General features: G+C 34.1%; 15 protein-coding genes, 1 pseudogene and 1 riboswitch. Of the genes and pseudogenes, 13 read left to right on the top strand and 3 right to left on the bottom strand.

The genetic code is table 11. The features are described 5' to 3' along the window. Positions 1-111 precede the first annotated feature (111 nt). The 8 genes and pseudogenes from ACFOZ1_RS15355 (at position 112) to ACFOZ1_RS15390 (ending at position 8,020) form a co-directional block, all read left to right on the top strand. Positions 112-414: a metal-sensing transcriptional repressor gene (locus tag ACFOZ1_RS15355; protein ID WP_390200740.1), complete on the top strand. Its 303-nt coding sequence runs from the start codon at positions 112-114 to the stop codon at positions 412-414. 251 nt (positions 415-665) lie between these two features. Next, positions 666-3,050 (top strand): heavy metal translocating P-type ATPase, encoded by a 2,385-nt coding sequence (locus ACFOZ1_RS15360; protein WP_390200693.1) that lies wholly within the window; start codon positions 666-668, stop codon positions 3,048-3,050. Between the two features lie 62 nt (positions 3,051-3,112). Then, positions 3,113-3,319 carry a copper chaperone CopZ gene (gene copZ, locus ACFOZ1_RS15365; RefSeq protein ID WP_390200694.1) on the top strand — a complete coding sequence of 69 codons (207 nt, stop codon included), beginning with the start codon at positions 3,113-3,115 and terminating at the stop codon, positions 3,317-3,319. Positions 3,320-3,605: 286 nt separating this feature from the next. Next, positions 3,606-4,229 carry a GTP cyclohydrolase I FolE gene (gene folE / locus ACFOZ1_RS15370; protein WP_390200696.1) on the top strand — a complete coding sequence of 208 codons (624 nt, stop codon included), beginning with the start codon at positions 3,606-3,608 and terminating at the stop codon, positions 4,227-4,229. Positions 4,230-4,264: 35 nt separating this feature from the next. Further along, the gene (locus ACFOZ1_RS15375) at positions 4,265-5,026 is read left to right on the top strand and encodes an SDR family oxidoreductase (RefSeq protein ID WP_390200698.1); all 762 of its coding nucleotides are present in this window, start codon (positions 4,265-4,267) and stop codon (positions 5,024-5,026) included. A 95-nt stretch (positions 5,027-5,121) separates the two neighbouring features. Continuing rightward, positions 5,122-5,703, top strand: a pseudogene (locus tag ACFOZ1_RS15380) (AraC family transcriptional regulator); the annotation flags it as partial. 155 nt (positions 5,704-5,858) lie between these two features. Then, positions 5,859-6,209, top strand: coding sequence for a TraR/DksA C4-type zinc finger protein (locus ACFOZ1_RS15385; protein ID WP_390200700.1), 351 nt, complete (start codon positions 5,859-5,861; stop codon positions 6,207-6,209). Positions 6,210-6,919: 710 nt separating this feature from the next. Then, positions 6,920-8,020, top strand: a complete 1,101-nt coding sequence (locus tag ACFOZ1_RS15390) for a C40 family peptidase (protein WP_390200702.1) — start codon at positions 6,920-6,922, stop codon at positions 8,018-8,020. A 166-nt stretch (positions 8,021-8,186) separates the two neighbouring features. On the opposite strand, the gene ACFOZ1_RS15395 is transcribed toward ACFOZ1_RS15390, so the two are convergent. Together ACFOZ1_RS15395 and ACFOZ1_RS15400 are read right to left on the bottom strand one after the other, a co-directional pair. Continuing rightward, entirely contained in the window at positions 8,187-9,287 is a 1,101-nt protein-coding gene (locus tag ACFOZ1_RS15395) for a M24 family metallopeptidase (RefSeq protein ID WP_390200704.1), read from the bottom strand. Between the two features lie 13 nt (positions 9,288-9,300). Next, the gene (locus ACFOZ1_RS15400) at positions 9,301-10,698 is read right to left on the bottom strand and encodes a sodium:solute symporter family protein (protein WP_390200705.1); all 1,398 of its coding nucleotides are present in this window, start codon (positions 10,696-10,698) and stop codon (positions 9,301-9,303) included. 678 nt (positions 10,699-11,376) lie between these two features. Next, a riboswitch (cyclic di-GMP riboswitch) is annotated at positions 11,377-11,461 on the top strand. Positions 11,462-11,588: 127 nt separating this feature from the next. Here ACFOZ1_RS15400 and ACFOZ1_RS15405 point away from each other — a divergent pair. The 5 genes from ACFOZ1_RS15405 to ACFOZ1_RS15425 all read left to right on the top strand — a co-directional run bounded on the left by ACFOZ1_RS15405 (position 11,589) and on the right by ACFOZ1_RS15425 (position 16,450). After that, complete coding sequence (locus tag ACFOZ1_RS15405) at positions 11,589-11,900, top strand: STAS domain-containing protein (protein WP_390200707.1); 312 nt, start codon at positions 11,589-11,591, stop codon at positions 11,898-11,900. Positions 11,901-11,913: 13 nt separating this feature from the next. Continuing rightward, the gene (locus tag ACFOZ1_RS15410) at positions 11,914-12,720 is read left to right on the top strand and encodes a PP2C family protein-serine/threonine phosphatase (RefSeq protein ID WP_390200708.1); all 807 of its coding nucleotides are present in this window, start codon (positions 11,914-11,916) and stop codon (positions 12,718-12,720) included. Positions 12,721-12,738: 18 nt separating this feature from the next. Further along, entirely contained in the window at positions 12,739-14,796 is a 2,058-nt protein-coding gene (locus ACFOZ1_RS15415; protein ID WP_390200710.1) for a flagellar assembly protein A, read from the top strand. Positions 14,797-14,811: 15 nt separating this feature from the next. Then, a complete protein-coding gene (locus ACFOZ1_RS15420; protein ID WP_390200712.1) occupies positions 14,812-15,132 on the top strand; it encodes an STAS domain-containing protein in 321 nt (106 codons plus the stop codon). A gap of 76 nt (positions 15,133-15,208) precedes the next feature. Next, positions 15,209-16,450, top strand: a complete 1,242-nt coding sequence (locus tag ACFOZ1_RS15425) for an ATP-binding protein (protein WP_390200713.1) — start codon at positions 15,209-15,211, stop codon at positions 16,448-16,450. A gap of 66 nt (positions 16,451-16,516) precedes the next feature. On the opposite strand, the gene guaD is transcribed toward ACFOZ1_RS15425, so the two are convergent. Next, positions 16,517-17,875: a guanine deaminase gene (guaD, locus tag ACFOZ1_RS15430; protein WP_390200714.1), complete on the bottom strand. Its 1,359-nt coding sequence runs from the start codon at positions 17,873-17,875 to the stop codon at positions 16,517-16,519. Between the last annotated feature and the right edge of the window lie 77 nt (positions 17,876-17,952).

The following is a 17,952-nucleotide window of genomic DNA, read 5'->3' on the forward strand; positions in this document are numbered from 1 at the left end:
ACAAATTTGGTACAACTATTTTCAAAAATATTGATATAACAGTAAAATTGAGGGTATGAAGACACCCTGTGGGGGTGTAGTATAATGAGTATAAGAAGGGATGTGTGTTTAGTGGAAGAATTCTTACACGAACAGCCAATTAAACCTAGATCAGAAAATGAGAAACAAAAAGTCATGAATCGTCTGAAACGAATCGAAGGTCAAGTACGAGGTATTCAAAAAATGGTCGAAGAAGATCGTTACTGTGTCGATATTTTAGTTCAGATAAGTGCAATTCAATCTGCGCTAAAGAATGTAGGTTTTTCTGTTACAGAAAGACATATTAATCACTGTGTAAAGCATGCAGTGGAACAAGGTGATGGAGAAGAAATTATTGATGAATTAATGCAAGTGATGAAGCAGTTTGGCAAATAAGGGATGTAGTGTTTTCTATATTTTATTGTTCTAAATACATGTCAAATGAATGTTTGTCCCCTTTTAGTTATCTAAAAGGATTTTTCTTTCTTGACTATTATACCATATATGGGTATAGTATAATCATAAACTTAATTGAACTACTTTTTATATAGGCATTCGCTAGTGGGTAGAATAAAGTAGACAAATATGTAGGTGCCTTTTTTCAATTATATGCATGTAAATGATGATATAAGTAAGGAGGAGAATAAATGGGTGCAACAAAAAAAGTAACATTAGGTGTAACTGGAATGACATGTGCTTCTTGTAGTAGTCGTGTAGAGAAAGTGTTAAACAAAATGGATGGTGTGGACGCACAAGTGAATTTGACTACAGAAAAGGCAACGGTCGCGTTCGATACAGATAAAGCGTCGATTGATGATATAACTGAGAAAATCAAAAAAGTAGGTTATGGGGTTATATCGGAAAAAGCGGAACTCGATGTGTTTGGGATGACATGTGCAGCCTGTTCCACGCGTATTGAGAAGGTACTGAACAAGCAAGCAGGTGTTGCTACGGCAAGTGTGAATTTAACAACGGAAAGTGCCCAAATAGAATTTAATCCAAGTATGATTCAAACAGACGATCTTATAAATAAAATCAAGAAATTAGGATATGACGCAAAGCCAAAAGCTGATACGACTGAAAAACAATCACATAAAGAAAAAGAACGTAAACAAATGCGATTGAAATTAATTATCTCGGCATTGTTATCTGCACCATTATTAGTAACTATGTTCGTGCATTTATTTCAGTTAACGATTCCGGCAATCTTTATGGATCCGTTATTCCAATTTATTTTAGCTACACCTGTACAATTTATTATTGGATGGCAATTTTATGTTGGGGCGTATAAAAATCTTCGCAATGGTGGAGCGAATATGGATGTCCTTGTTGCATTAGGTACAAGTGCCGCTTATTTCTATAGTGTATATGAAGCAATTAAAACAATAGGAAATCCATCTTATATGCCGCATTTATATTTTGAAACAAGTGCAGTGCTTATCACATTGATTCTATTTGGTAAATATTTAGAAGCAAGAGCAAAAAGTCAAACAACAAATGCCATTTCATCGTTATTACAATTGCAAGCGAAAGAAGCACGTGTCTTGAGAGATGGAAAAGAAGTCATGATTCCGATTGAAGATGTGGCAGTTGGGGATACACTTATCGTAAAACCAGGCGAAAAGATACCTGTGGATGGAACGATAACAAAAGGAAGAACTTCTGTAGATGAATCCATGCTTACAGGTGAATCCATCCCGATGGAAAAGGACAAAGGAGATACAGTAATTGGTTCCACATTGAATAAGAATGGTGTCATTGAAATAGAAGCAGTAAAAGTAGGGAAAGATACAGCATTAGCATCGATTGTGAAGGTTGTAGAGGAAGCACAAGGTTCTAAAGCACCAATCCAACGATTAGCAGATGTGATATCAGGATATTTTGTTCCTATTGTTGTCGGAATCAGTATTTTAACGTTTATCATTTGGATTGCATTTGTTGCACCAGGTCAATTTGAACAAGCGTTAATTGCTTCTATTGCAGTACTTGTGATTGCATGTCCATGTGCACTTGGGTTAGCTACACCGACATCTATTATGGTCGGAACTGGGAAAGCTGCAGAAAATGGCATCTTGTTTAAAGGTGGAGAACATTTGGAGAAAACACATCAATTAGAAGCAATTGTCTTAGATAAAACGGGCACCATTACAAAAGGGAAGCCAGAAGTGACAAACTTTACTGGAGATTCAGAAGCATTGCAATATCTGGCAAGTGCAGAAAAAGGCTCAGAGCATCCTTTGGCAGAAGCAATCGTAACATATGCTACGGAGCAAGCAATTGAATGGAAGAATGTCGACACATTTGAAGCAATACCAGGGCATGGTATTAAAGCGACGATTAATCATAATAATGTTCTTGTAGGGACACGTAAATTAATGCAAGAATCAAATGTAAATGTTCGTTCTGCAGAAGAAGAAATGGTAGCATATGAAGTAGAAGGTAAGACAGCGATGTTAATAGCAATAAATGGAGAATATCGTGGAATTGTAGCTGTTGCAGATACGGTAAAAGAAACAGCAGCAAAAGCAATTAAAGAATTAGAAAATGCAGGATTAGACGTAGTGATGCTAACAGGTGACAATGAAAGAACAGCACATGCAATTGCGAAACAAGTTGGAATTCGCCACGTCATTGCCCAAGTATTACCTGAAGAAAAAGCTGCTAAAGTAAAAGAAATCCAGGCAACAGGTAAGAAAGTAGCTATGGTTGGTGATGGTGTTAATGATGCACCTGCGTTAGCTGTTGCAGATATTGGAATTGCAATTGGAACTGGAACAGAAGTAGCGATTGAAGCAGCAGATGTGACCATACTTGGTGGGGAATTGTTACTCATTCCGAAAGCAATTAAAATCAGTCAGTTGACAATGAAGAATATTCGCCAAAATCTGTTTTGGGCATTCGGTTATAACACTGCCGGAATACCAATTGCAGCACTTGGTCTACTTGCGCCATGGATTGCAGGTGCAGCGATGGCACTCAGTTCTGTTAGTGTGGTAACAAACGCACTTCGTTTAAAACGAGTAAAATTATAATAGTGAGAAAAGTTATTTTTTAAAATTAACTTTTAAATATAATATACGAGGAGTGAATGATAATGGAAAAAACATTACATGTACAAGGGATGACTTGTGGGCATTGCAAAATGTCTGTGGAAGAAGCACTACAAGAATTATCAGGTGTGACAAAGGCAGAAGTTAGTCTAGAAGAAGGAACAGTGACAGTAACATACAATGAAGAAGCTGTTTCCTCTGATGCGATGGTTGAAGCGATAGAAGAACAAGGTTATGATGTAACCCAATAATTATAAAAAGCCGGAATTCACCTATTATAAGATTAGGGAATTCTGGCTTTTCTTTATTCACCACTTATTTAACAATAATAATTATTAAATTATATTCGTTCTTTTAACTAGCATTTTTTTAATTTCAATGCTAACATAAGTATCATAATAAGACACCAAGATATATTTTATATAGAAGAAGTATGAAAATATAAAGATAGAAAATAATAGAAAAAAACTAATTTGATTGAATGTAGAAAGACTTTTTACATGAAGTCTCAACAAATGGGAATGGGGTTAAAGAATAATGACGATAAGTGATTCAAAATTAAATGAAAAAATATCGATTCTTTTAAATAAAGATCAAGGTAAATCAGAACAAGCACATAAGGTTATGCGTGCGTTACGTGAACTAATTGAATTATGTGGAGATGACCCAGATCGAGAAGGATTACAAGAAACACCAGAGCGAGTTGTAAAAGCATTTCTTGAGTACACAGAGGGGTATCGAGAAGACCCAAAAGAACATTTAATGAAACAATTTGATGTAAAGCATCGTGAGTTAGTTTTAGTGAAAGATATTGAATTTTATTCAACATGTGAACATCATTTTGCTCCTTTCTTTGGTGTTGCACATGTTGGGTATATTCCGGACAAGAAAATAACAGGATTATCTAAAATTGCAAGACTTGTAGAAGGTTATGCCAAAAGGTTTCAAGTACAAGAAAATTTAACGAGTCAAATTGCTGATGCAATGGAAGAAATATTAGAACCACAAGGTACGATGGTTGTCATAGAAGCAAAACATATGTGTATGTGTGGGCGAGGTATTCAAAAGAAAGACGCCGTAACAACAACAAAAGCTGTTAGAGGCATATTTACAGAACAAGCAGATGCTCGAATGGAATTTTTGACATTATTAAATCGATAAATCGCATGAGATACTAAAAAAAGAAGGTGAAATAGTTGAGACATGCAATTGTTACAGCGGGTTCAAAAGGGATAGGGAAAAAGGTCACAGAGGAATTTCTAAAGAAAGGTTGCTCTGTGACAGTGAACTATCGAAGTGATGTAAATAAGATTGTAGAGTTGAAAGAAGAATGGCAACAATATGCAGATCATGTTCAGTTTGTTCAAGGTGACGTAACGAAAAAAGAAGACATTCAAAAAATATTTAATGAAGCAATGAACAAATTTGGTCGGATTGATTATTTGATTAACAATGCAGGTCCATACATTTTTGATAGAAAGAAATTAATTGATTATTCAGATGATGAATGGTATGAGATGGTAGAAGGTAATTTAAGTTCAGTATTTCACTTTTTGAAACATACGATACCAGTCATGCGTAAACAAAAGTTTGGCCGAATTATTACATATGGATTCCAAGATGCGGATCATTCCCCTGGTTGGGTCTATCGTGCTGCATATGGAGCAGCTAAAGTAGGCTTGGCGTCATTAACCAAAACCATCGCATTAGAAGAAGCGGAATATGGTATTACAGCAAATATGGTCAGTCCTGGGGATATAACTGGGGATAAAAAAGAACTAGATATTGATGAGATGCGTCAAATGGATGATGGAAAAACACCAATTGGTCGTCCGGGATGTGGTCAAGATATTGCTAGATTGATTACATTTCTATGTGAAGAAGATTCTGATATGATTACAGGTAGTATCATCCCTGTGACAGGTGGAGTAAATGTAGTAAATAAAGTAGTTAGTTAATAGCTGCTTTATTTTTTTATCTTTAAAAACGAACTATTACAAAAGGTATGGGATTTTTAATTAAACCGAATGTGCTAACATGATACGAAGCAGATCAAGAAAATCCATGGACATATGTTTGGGTGGGGTTTTCAGGAGAAAAATGCGAACAATTCCTTCGTGACATTGGAATTGATGCACACACATTACTTTTTCAAACAGAGAATGGTGAAGAGCTAAAATACCTTGTATTAGATATGCTAAAAAGCCAAACAATTAGTACAGCAGACGAGTTTCGATTACAAGGATTGCTCTATCTATTTTTTTCTACCATTGCAAAGAATAATACGCCAATTGAGAATAAAAGTATATCCAATGATAATGACTATGTGCAAAAAGTATGTGATTTTATTCAATTGCATTATCATCAGCCAATTAAGGTTCAAGATATGGCGACATATGTCAATTTAAATCGAAGTTATTTATCATCTATTTTCCAACAATCAACAGGGATGACGATTCAAGAATATCTAACAAAATTTCGGATGACGAGAGCTTCTGAATTATTAAAAATAACAAATCTTACAGTAGAACAAATAGCTGAATCATGTGGCTATAAAGATGCACTCGTATTTTCAAAAGCATTTAAGAAAACAATGGATATGACAGCAACTGCTTATCGTAAAACACAGACGTAATATGTTGATGTACGTATGCGATGTTCTGTTTCTCCGCTTATCGCGATGTTTTATCATCATGACATTGGGTATAAATAAAGTAGATATCAAGTATGTGCGAAGATATCTTGTGAATTGCGGACAATTGTACCGTAATCAACTAAGGAGGCAGAATAATGAACAAAGAGACAATCGAAAAATGTCAACAAATGCTTGAAGATAGAAAGCAAGAAATCATTCAACAAACAGAAGAAGTAGTGGAAGTATTTAGTGAAGAAGCCGGGGAATTAACCCCATTTAATAATCATCCAGCAGATATTGGAACAGAATTATATGAGAGGGAACGCGATTTGACATTAGATTCCTATCGTGAACAAGAGTTAGAAGAAATCAATCGAGCACTTGAAGCAATTGATGAAGGTACATATGCTTATTGTGTAGAGTGTGGAAAAGAAATTGATGAAGAACGCTTGCTTGCATTACCAACGACTAGATTTTGTATTAATCATGCGTCTAAAAGTAAATAGGCAAAAGTGGAAGAGATATAATTATTGTTCTTCATACAAAGTGCAAATGATGCCGTATTTATGGTTTAGCAATGAAAAAATGATATGCCACTACTCTAATTATTCATTGTGAATTGAATGATGTGTATATTCCCTGCTTCAGCTTGCCCACTCTTCTTTCCTTCAGCTAACTTTTCCCAGCACAAACCACTTGAAAAAGTGGATTTTCAGGAAAAAGGACCCCATAGGAGTGGGCACCTTCGCTCTATGAAGTTCTACAATGTTTGTAAGTGCTTATATTTTGAATTGTTATAGCTATTGTTCATCATGCTCCATAGTCAATAGACAAAATCATAGGCGATATGAAATAAAGTCAACATCCAAACGATTCGATAAATAACTTCGAATCGTTTGGATTATTTTCGTATTAAAGAACTCTTTTGTCCTACGCATGATACATTCTCCTATTAATCTATTAAGTTATTTGATAGTAAGTCATGATAAGTGAGAAAAAAGAAATGTTAAATTTCTACAACATAACCACAATGTATCTATCATTTTTCTCCATATAGTATTATAATATGACTAAATGTGAGTTTATAAGAAAGTTTTTTAAGGTAATATTGTACATATTGCAACAAAAATGACTGCTAAATGTCCTAGCCTAGTTTAGAAAGCTTTCTTAAAAACTAAATAATATGATAAAAGAATAATAGGAGAGTGGGAGTAGAATGGCGAACAAGAAAGTAATGATGTCTGTTACATTGGGAGCAGCGATTGCTTCATCTGTTATGTTTGCTGATGACGCTTTTGCATCAACACATAAAGTAAAAAGCGGAGATTCATTGTGGAAAATAGCGCAAGAGTATAATGTAAGTGTACAAGTATTAAAAGAGATGAATAAACTAAAATCAGATATTATTTATCCAAATCAAGTACTAATTACAGAACGGACTTCTAACAATTCGACAAGTTCAACTAAACAGCCAACAACGCAAACTAGTGATAAAAAACCAACAACGACGACTACATCGACAAAATATACTGTAAAAAGTGGCGATACATTAAGTGGAATTGCTTATAAACATAAAGTATCACTAGCTGACTTGATGAAATGGAATAAATTAGAGACAACATTAATTTTTCCGGGAAATGTATTAACGGTAAAACAATCTACAACTAGTAATACAACAAATAATTCGACAAGTTCTAATACTAATTCCACAACACCATCAACGAATGAGCAAACAACGAACACAACTGTCTATACAGTAAAAGCAGGTGATACACTATCTCGTATTGGTTCAAAGTATAAAGTGTCAGTGGCTAATTTGAAGAAATGGAATAATTTAAGTTCTGATATGATTTATGTTGGACAGAAATTAAAGGTCACTTCTAATAATTCTGTTACGACAACACCACCATCTAATTCAAATAATACAGTAAATGAAGAACCATCTTCTGTTGATTATGATGTGAAGAAGTTAATTGATGTAGCAAAAAGTTTAGTTGGAACAAGCTATGTATGGGGTGGTAATACACCAGAAGGCTTTGATTGCAGTGGATACATACATTATGTCTATAACCAAGCAGGAAAGAAAATCGGTCGTTTTTCCAGTGCGGGATATTATGATCGTTCATTCTATGTAAACAATCCTAAAGTAGGCGATTTAGTATTTTTTGAAGGAACATATAAAGAAGGTATTTCTCATTTAGGCATTTATATTGGGGATAATCAATTTATTCATGCTGGTTCAAATGGAGTAGAAGTAGTAAGTCTAGATCACTCATATTGGAAAAAGCATTTCTCTAGCTTCAAACGATTTTACTAATAAAATAAATAAGTATAAATTAAAAACGAACGATATCACGCATCGTTCGTTTTTTGGTGCATATAACTACAAATATCGACAATTATTGCCTAGGAAATAATTGAAGAAATAAGAAAAAGACATGTACTATAGCAAAATGTACATGTCCTTTATTCTCTATTAACAATTAACCAACAATCATTAATTCTTTTGGAAATTTGGTTAGTGTCTCGTGTCCATCTTTTGTGATATAGACATCATCTTCAATTCTTACGCCACCTACATTTGGGATATAAATACCTGGTTCAATAGTGTAGACCATGCCGATTTTTAAGTGATCTTCATTTAAATGGCTCATCGATGGGAATTCATGAACATTAATACCCATACCGTGTCCGATTCGATGCGGGAAATATTCGCCGAAATCTGCTTCTGTAATGACATTTCTAGCAGCTAAATCAAGTTCGCCAATTCGAGTTCCAGGCTTACTAATTTCAAGTGAGGCTAATTGTGCTTGAAGAACTGTCTCATACATTTTTCTTTGTTCATCACTTACAGATTGGAATGCAACAGTTCTCGTAATATCTGAACAATATCCATCTAACACGACACCTAAGTCAAAAAGAACCATATCTCCTTTTTGTAATGTTCGAGTTCCAGGATTGCCATGTGGATCTCCTGATTTTTCACCGAATAATACCATTGTGGAGAAGGACATTTCTCGAATACCTTTCTTCTTTAATTCGAACTCAATTGTCGCAAGTACTTCCATTTCTGTAATGCCTTCTTTTAATGCCTCTATCCCAACGCTAACTCCATAATCCGCCATTTCAGCAGCACGTTTGATAATTTCTAGTTCTTCATCTTCTTTTACTACGCGCATCTGGTTTAACTTATCTTCCAATGGAATAATAGTAGGTTGCTCAAAGTTGTTTAAAAATGCTTGTGCACGTTTATATGTTAAAAACTCTGTTTCGAACGTTACAGTAGCGTTAGATAACACCTTACTAGATGCTAATTTTTGGTTGATTTTTTCCCATGGATCCTCATGGTCTTGATAACCAATGATGTCATTTGACCATCCAGCATCTTTCAATTGATTGACTTCCATTTGTGGTAATACGAAAAATGGTTTTATTCCTTCACATATAAAAATTCCCATTAAACGTTCATGAGGATCTGTATAGAAATTAGATAGATAAAAAACATTTTCTGTTGAATTCACGAATGCGACTGCGATTTCTTCGTCTGATAACCAATTGGTTAAATTGTGTAAACGTTGATTCATGGTATAACACTCCTTATGATTGCACGTTTGAATGTTTTTGTGTTATTAATGAGACAATAATTAATACAATGATTGCAACAGGTACAGAGATAACAGAACTATTTATCTCAAATGGTGTTTGTAATACTAATTCCCACACTAATGTAGTGATTACTCCTGCAATCATCGAAGAAATTCCTCCAATTGCTGTCACGCGTTTCCAGAAGAATACAGCTAAAATTGCTGGTGTGATTCCTGCTCCATACACAGTATAGGAATACATTTGTACTTCCAATACTGTTGGGAAGAAACTAATCAATAGAAAAGAGATAACCCCAAGCACAACAATAAATACTTTGGTCATCAGTAATTGTTGTTTATCAGAGGGGTGTTTATTGATATATTTTCCATACACATCATACGTCATATTTGTTGCTGCTGACAATAAATATGAATTGCCTGTTGTGATGATAAATGCAGCAGCTGCAGCAAGTAAAATCCCACCAACTCCTAAAGGTAGTGCAGTAGTTGTTGCCATTAGTGCCATACCGGGATCGATATCAGGAAATAACGAACGTGATGTGAATGCAATAATCGAAATAGCTGGTGATATTAATAACATAACAATTAACCAACTAATTGCAGCTTTCTTTGATGAACGATCACTATTGGATGCTGCTAGACGTTGATACATATTTTGATCACTTAACAATAAGAATAAAGAAGGAATTAAATACCCCATTAATTGGATTGTTGTCAAACCACCTGTTGATGTAAGATGGGATTCAGGGACATTTGATACAATGGTATCCCAACCTCCTGCAACAGATATGATAATAGGTACTGTTATTAACAGACCACCGACCATTAAGAATCCGCTGATTGCATCTGTTTGAGATACAGATCTTAACCCACCAATCATCGCAAGGAATATAATGAGAATTGCTGCTATAATTGTTCCTAATTCAACACTCATCCCTGTTGTAATATTTAAAATAAATCCAAGTCCTGTCATTTGATAAGATACAATTCCAACATATGCTAAGATGACAATTACACTCGCGATATTTCTTGCTGTAGAACCATATTTTGCTTCAAGTATGCCTGAAATAGTATATTTTCCAAACGCTCTAATTTTAGGTGCAATAATATACAAGATAAAAATACCTATCACTGTAGGTATCATCAACAAAAGGGAAGGGATAATTCCGAAGCTATACGCTACAGAGGTTTCACCACCTGAGATACTCCCACTACCTGTCCATGTTGCAAGTAATGTACCCATTAATACTATAGGACCTAAACTTTTTCCTGCTAGTATAAAATCAGCACTATTCGATACTTTTTTTGACATGTATATACCTACACTTACCATAAGAATGGCATAAATCCCAATAAACCATAATAATTGAGGATTTGATTGTAATTCCATGTTTTCAGTCACTCCTGCTGTTTTATTGTATTGTTTATAATGACTAGAATAGATTACATACAGAAGAAATATGAAGATAAACAAACAAAATAATTATATCTTATTATAAAAAAGAATATGTTAGTGCTCGAACGCAAAATAAAAAACGATTGTGTATCGTTTTTTTTAGAAGTTGTTTGATTATATAAAGATGATTCATCTTATTCTATTAATAAAGAAAAATACTCAGTCAACAATATGCCATCTATTCTTGTCACATAAAAAAATGTTGTTGCTTTAAAAAAAGCCAACTATATTACTTTATCATGGATGTGATTACACACTCAACCGCCATTTGAATACATATATACGTTTATTCTCCCATATATGCGTCTCCATATACTTTTGTTTGTCATAACGGAATAATCCGACAATATGCAACAATATATGCGTGATTATGAGAGATTGGTTGAAAGATTTACTTGTAAGAAATCAATAGCTATGTGAAAAAAAGTATATTTAATCGAAATGTAAATTTTTTTAAGGTGTATTGACTAACTACAAGTAATCACTTACAATAACAGAAAATGAAACTTTTTTACTATATTCAAGTGAAATTTATCCATATAGTTATATCAAATGTGAAGCAGTAGAAAAATAGATGGATTAAAATAGTCGATTCATCACTTTATTGCTACTAATTGATAATGGCAAACTTATTGAAAGATAAGGACGCAAAGCCACGGGTCTAAAGTCGTATGACTATGATCGCCGGGTTACCAATGGTAGGAAAGGTAACGTTTTACATGATATACAGTTACAATCCACCTTAATTTGAGGTGGATTTTTTTAAAATATCATAACATGAATTTTAAGACAAAAGTCCTAATGAGAAGGAGTAAGCATATACGATGACAGAGAGTTTACATGTATCGCTTTCTGATTATGCACAAACAAGAAGAATTACGTTACAAGGAATATTAGATTACTCCACTATCAGTGAAATATCGCATGATGTGTATATAATTCCTGCAACGATAAAAGAGATCATTCTAGATATCGAGCAAGTTGACTTTATAGATTCCACAGGTGTCGGTTTGTTTATTCATCTGATTCATCAAGCAAATGAAAACGATAGTAAATTGACGATAGCTGGTGGGAAAGAAGTAGTAGTAGATACATTAGAAACATTAGGTGTGTATCAAATATTATCAGTCATGTGAAAGGATGATCTTTTTGTTTCACCAACACATACAATACAGTGAGAACAGAGAGCCTAATCAATTAAATAAAACATTAGCTCGAGAAATGAAACAAGCAAGAAATATTCAAATGAAATTATTAAATGCAACAAAGCCAATTATCAAATCAGGTGAAATTACGGGTGTTTCTATTCCAGCACGATTAGTCGGTGGTGATTATTTTGATTTTATTGAACTTCCGAATGGACATATTCGTATCGTAATAGGAGATGTAATGGGAAAAGGCATACCAGCTGCGATGTTAATGATTTTAACTAGAGGTGTGTTTAGAAGTAGTGTAGAACACTTTTTTTCGCCTAGTGAGACATTAAAAGCAATGAACGAATTTATGTTTCAAGACTTAAGAACTTTAGGGTCATTTGTTACATTATTATGTGCAGATTATGATCCAGTCAACCATACATTGACATATGCGAGTGCGGGTCACAATTTACCAATTGTAATTACAAAAAATAAAGTACGGAAAGATATTCCCTTTATTAACGGGATTATGATTGGTGGTCTTGCAACATCTACTTATAAACAGTTTACCATCGATTTATTAGATGAGGATATCGTCTTTTTTTATACAGATGGTATTACAGATACATTAAATGAGCATGGTGAGGCTTTTAAGATGGAGAGGTTAGTGGAGCTACTAGAGCGTAACTGTCAATTACAGTCAGACCAAATAGAAAAAGCCGTCTTAAAACGAATTGGAGAATTTACGAATGGGGAACTACAAAAAGATGATATTACATTAATAATTTTAAAGGTAAAGGAAGAACTAGATTGTGAGTAAGATAGGAGGTAGCTTGTTTTGAGACAACTAATCTCGAAGGGGAAATCTATTGAAGAAGCAGTGTCGCGCGGCTTAGAGTTGATGAACGCACAACAAAATGAAGTAAATGTAGAAGTATTACAATTCGAGAAAAGTGGCATTATTGGTATCGGAAAGAAAGAAGCGATAGTGAAATTATCCAAAAACGATGATGGAAAAGATAAGGTTGGACAAATAGATAGTTTAGAAGATTTAGTCGACAAAGCAATTGAAGAATCCAGAGAGGAAGAATATGCGGAAATCGAACAAATCAATCAGACGGAAGATGTCTGGAAACATACAGAGATTGGGACAGCTTGGATTAAAGATAACCAACTATTCGTAAAAAGCAAAGTAAATGCTTATCCTACAGCAACAATAAATGGAGATATTACCTTCTATCGCAATCATCAATTAATAAACAAAAAGAATATCGTCTTAAATGAGGAAGACACGTACAAATTAGAATTTGAAGAAATGATAGAAAAACCAATGAGTTGGAAAATAACAATCGCTAAAGACCAATTAGAAGCAGTTCTTGAATTACAGCCTGCGGAAACCATTCATCAAAAATTAAAAGATGTTCCACCAAATGACCATATTGAGATTTTTTTATATCAAGAGAAAATCGTATCAAACCATTTAACAAGAGAAATGATTATCGAAGAATTAGAGCAACAACATATTACAACAGGAATTAATGAAAAAGCAATCCAACATGCAATGGAAGCAAAAGAGTATGGACGATTTGTTGTAGCAATTGGAAAAGAACCGGAACATGGCATGGACGGGGAATTAGAAGTAAAAATAGAGATGGATAGTGACAAAGGATTAGTAGAAGATGAGCAAGGGAATGTGAATTTCAAAGAGGTAAATAATATACCGAATGTGGATATTGGGACAATTCTAGCAATCATTCATCCGCCGATTGAAGGAATTCCAGGAATAAGTGTACTCGGTGAGGCAATTCAAAATAAAAAAGGCAAGGCTTTACGCGTATTACCAGGCATTGGTGTAGATTTTATTGAAGATAAACTTATTGCAACAGAGTCAGGTAGACCAGTGATTGAAAAAAGAGGGAAAATTGTAAGGGCATCTATTTTGTCCAAATTAATCCATGAAGGCAATGTGAATCTTGCTAGTGGGAATATTAGGTTTAGTGGTGATGTAGAAATACGGGGAGAAGTGGAAGAGAATATGATAGTGGAAGCAGGTGGAGATTTATACTTATATCAATCTGTTGCCAATTCAGAAATCACTGCATATAAATCTATTATTGCAAAAGGGAATATTATTAATTCCAATATTATATCTGGTAAACAGAACTTAATCGTAATGGAATTGCATCAATTATTAACAACAATGGAAAAGCAATTGAGACAAATGATTGTCATTATTAAACAATTAACGAATGCAAAAGCATATAAAGTAAAAGAGTTGCATACAAAAGGATTACAACCATTAATTATCATTCTGTTAGAGAAGAAATTTCAACATTTTAAAGAAATTGCAGCGAAGTATGTGCGTATTGTGAATAAAGCGGACAAGTTCTTAGATGAACCAGAATGGGCCAAAATAGCAGAGGATATTAAGAATATTTTTTTAACATTATCGAATGAAACGATTACGTTACAAAGATTATATATATTACAAGATTTTATAGAAGAAATGACATCACAAGCACTTGAAGACGCAGAAGATATGACATCTGTCACGTTAACAAATGTAACAAACAGTAAAGTGTATTCAAGTGGTGACATTACGATTATTGGTAAAGGTTGTATTAATTCCAAGATACATGCTAGTGGAACATTACAGATTAATGGCACATTAAGAGGAAGAGAAGTATACGGGGGATTAGGCGTAGATGTGCATGAAGTAGGTACAATTGCTGGCACAAAAACCATTGTAGCTACATCACCAGGCCATTCCATCAAAATTGATAAGGCGTATGAAGGTACAATCATCCGTATAGGTGACAAGGTAAAACAAATCTTTGATGAAATGAATTATGTGACAGCAAAATTAGATGAAAATGAACAAATCACATTATTCTAGAAGGGGGCACGTACGATGCTAGAATATACCATACAGGAGAATGACCAAGCAATCAATGTATTATTACGTGGAGATTTAGATTTTGAGTCGACAGAAATAGTACAAGATGACTTAATCCATCAAATACCTTCACAAAGAACATGTGTGTTAGACTTTGAAGATGTCGCATTTGTTGATTCTACAGGTTTAGGATTACTTATTCAACTCGTAAAGAAGCTAAAAGAAAATGAGAGTTTTATTCAAATTATTCATGTGAATGAAGATATTTTGAATGTGTTTGAATTAGTACAAATTGAAGAAATTATTGGTGAATCCGTTATTATAAAAGAAATGTGATGAAGTGAAGCATGGAGAGAGCTCTTAAAAGTCATAAAGGAATGGAATGAAATGTAGCTATCAAGGAGTGTTGCTGATGAGTGTATGTAACGCATGTCCTTCGAATCCAAACTGTGAAAACTGTAAACAATTTATTGATGGTGGCACACTAAGAAAAAAAGTAAATCCACCTCGTGCGGTTATATTAGAAGATAAAGAGAATAAGAAAAATTACAATGGATTATTGTATGTGATTAGTAGAGTAGGAATGTTAATAAAAACGACTGCGCCAAGACAAAGTTACATTGTCGATATCAATGATGAGATCACTGCAAAAATCTCGCCAGTAATGAAAAAAGATTTAATAGACACAGATTTTAATTCTTTTGATATTGTGAAAGTTTCTAGAAAAACATCACAAGATGAACGTTTATCGAGAGATGAATATGAGTATCTCTTTTCAGATAAAAAGGATTTAATTGACCAATTGACAGAAGATTTGGATGAAAATATCAAAAATGTAGTAAGAGAGAAATTAAAAATAGATTTATTGAAGTCTGAATTGTTAGATCAATTGCAATTAAGTGCAACATACAAATATGAAAAGGGTAGATTAAAACAAGTAAGTGGCGATAAAGACTCTTTTATAAAAGAATCGGATATGTTGTTATGGATGAATGAAGCATTAAAACAAAATGCGCCAAGAAGAGAGACATTAATTGATCCAGAAAAAGAACGATATATCGACGTACATTCTGTGCCATTAGGTTATCAATCAGGTGGATTTGTGACACTGGATGTAACCAATATCGTACAAAAGGAAAAGCAGTTACTTGAAGAACAATGGCAAAGCTTTAGAGAAGTGACCCATGCATTATCTAAAGGAAAAGTACATCTAATTAAGTATGACGAAATAGTTGAAATCTTATCTAACTGCGAATTAATCAGCGAAATGGAAGTGTCTTCTTCGACACAATTAAAAGAAGTAAGAGAAATGATTAAGCAAGCATTAGTTGATGTGAATTTGCAATTAAAAAATCAATATCAGTTATTGTTATCTGTCCAAGAAGGATTGACGAATGCGTTAAAGCACGTGGGGATTGGGAAGATAAAAATATATATCCATGAGGTCAAAATCTTAATTATGATTGAAGATCATGGCAAAGGGATGTTGCTAAAAGACATACCAAAAGCAACTTTAATCAAGGGATATTCCACTTCAGCTACATTAGGTCAAGGGTTCCATTTGATGACATCTTATTGTTCACAACTGTTTTTAAAGACAGATACGAATGGCACAACATTGATACTCGAGTATTTAATTGGAGATAACAAGTAAGAAAAAAGACTAACGATGAAACATTTCCATCGTTAGTCTTTCATTATATTCATGAAAAATTGGAGATTATTTTACTTGTTCTCCTTGAACCCATACTTGTTTAATGTTTGCTGGTTTTACTAAATACATGATTTTTTGAAAAATGTCTTCAAGAGCTTCTTCTTGATTGAATACTGGTAGTTTGTTGTTGACTACATTTGTGTCTATCACTTGGATATCCCATGCATAGTTATTCTCTAATCTTCCAATTGGTAATTGTAGACTTTCTCCACCACCAGCTGTAGCGAGGTAGAATGCTTCATTTATAGTAATTCGAGATTCCTTCACTCCGCGCTTATCTTGTGAAATAGAAATATCGACCCCATCTTCTAACATACGTGAGGAGACAACTGCTTGTTTTGCATTATCATACAGACTAGGTGAAGCTCCTGCTGAAATGTCTGTACCTAGGCCGATATCGACCCCTTGTTCTAAGAAGCGTTTTGTTGGTAGCACTCCATTCGCAAAATAGGCATTAGATAATGGGCAATGTGCAATTGCTGTTTTTGTTTGAGCAAATAGACGGACATCCTCATCTTCTAAATGATTACAATGTGCCATAACAGATTTACTACCTAATAGTCCAAAATCATTCAATGCAAATGTATCGTTTTTTTGGAATCGCTCTTTCACATAATTGTGTTCCCAATCACTTTCACTACAATGTGATTGGATATGAGTATCATATTTAGCGGCTAATCTCCCAAGCCCTTCTAACGCTTCATCTGTACAGCTAGGAATAAAGCGAGGTGTTACAACAGGATATACCCCTTGTTTGGTAGTTTTTGCTAGTTCCTGTACACGTGTAATAAACTCTTCCGTATCATGTAATGCTTGCTCTGTTGTATGATCACGATAATAGTCAGGATTTTGTTCGACGTCATCTGCTACAATTTTTCCGACTAATCCGCGTTGGCCTTTTTGTGCGCAAATCTCTGCTAATAAATAGCTTGCTTCTTTGTGTATTGTTGCAAAATATAACCCAGTTGTTGTACCGTTATTTAGTAATGTTGTGACAAGATCTTCGTACACTTCTTTCGCAAAGTCTATGTCTTCATATTTCGCTTCAAGTGGGAATGTATAATTGTGTAACCATTCATTCAATGGTAAATCTAACGCAGTCCCTGATTGCGCCCATTGTGGTGCATGAATATGTAAATCAATGAACCCAGGTAGAATATATTGTCCCGGTGCTAAGCGAAAAAAATGATCTTTCCCTTCATTTTCTTGTATGATAGATGGATAGACTTCCTCTTCAGGAGAAAGAATTTGATCAATAACACCATCTTCATTAATAAGAAATAAATGGTCTTTTAATATAGATACTTCTGAAATAGACGTTGCAGTAAATGCTGTGCCTAAAAAAATCTTAGAGTTTGTTTGCAATCATATCACCTTTTTGTTTTTTAATTTTAGTATGGATGTAATTATAAAGGATGAGTGAAAAGAAGTCTAATTCAAAT

Origin of the sequence: Gracilibacillus marinus, from assembly GCF_042651725.1 — a bacterium.
GTDB lineage: Bacteria > Bacillota > Bacilli > Bacillales > Amphibacillaceae > Gracilibacillus > Gracilibacillus marinus.

Excerpts from the sequence above, each read along its gene's own strand:
- copZ (WP_390200694.1), top strand. The coding sequence starts at position 3,113 with ATGGAAAAAACATTACATGTACAAGGGATGACTTGTGGGCATTGCAAA.
- ACFOZ1_RS15395 (WP_390200704.1), bottom strand. The coding sequence starts at position 9,287 with ATGAATCAACGTTTACACAATTTAACCAATTGGTTATCAGACGAAGAA.
- ACFOZ1_RS15420 (WP_390200712.1), top strand. The coding sequence starts at position 14,812 with ATGCTAGAATATACCATACAGGAGAATGACCAAGCAATCAATGTATTA.
- ACFOZ1_RS15400 (WP_390200705.1), bottom strand. The coding sequence starts at position 10,698 with ATGGAATTACAATCAAATCCTCAATTATTATGGTTTATTGGGATTTAT.
- ACFOZ1_RS15425 (WP_390200713.1), top strand. The coding sequence starts at position 15,209 with ATGAGTGTATGTAACGCATGTCCTTCGAATCCAAACTGTGAAAACTGT.
- ACFOZ1_RS15360 (WP_390200693.1), top strand. The coding sequence starts at position 666 with ATGGGTGCAACAAAAAAAGTAACATTAGGTGTAACTGGAATGACATGT.
- ACFOZ1_RS15390 (WP_390200702.1), top strand. The coding sequence starts at position 6,920 with ATGGCGAACAAGAAAGTAATGATGTCTGTTACATTGGGAGCAGCGATT.
- folE (WP_390200696.1), top strand. The coding sequence starts at position 3,606 with ATGACGATAAGTGATTCAAAATTAAATGAAAAAATATCGATTCTTTTA.
- ACFOZ1_RS15405 (WP_390200707.1), top strand. The coding sequence starts at position 11,589 with ATGACAGAGAGTTTACATGTATCGCTTTCTGATTATGCACAAACAAGA.
- ACFOZ1_RS15385 (WP_390200700.1), top strand. The coding sequence starts at position 5,859 with ATGAACAAAGAGACAATCGAAAAATGTCAACAAATGCTTGAAGATAGA.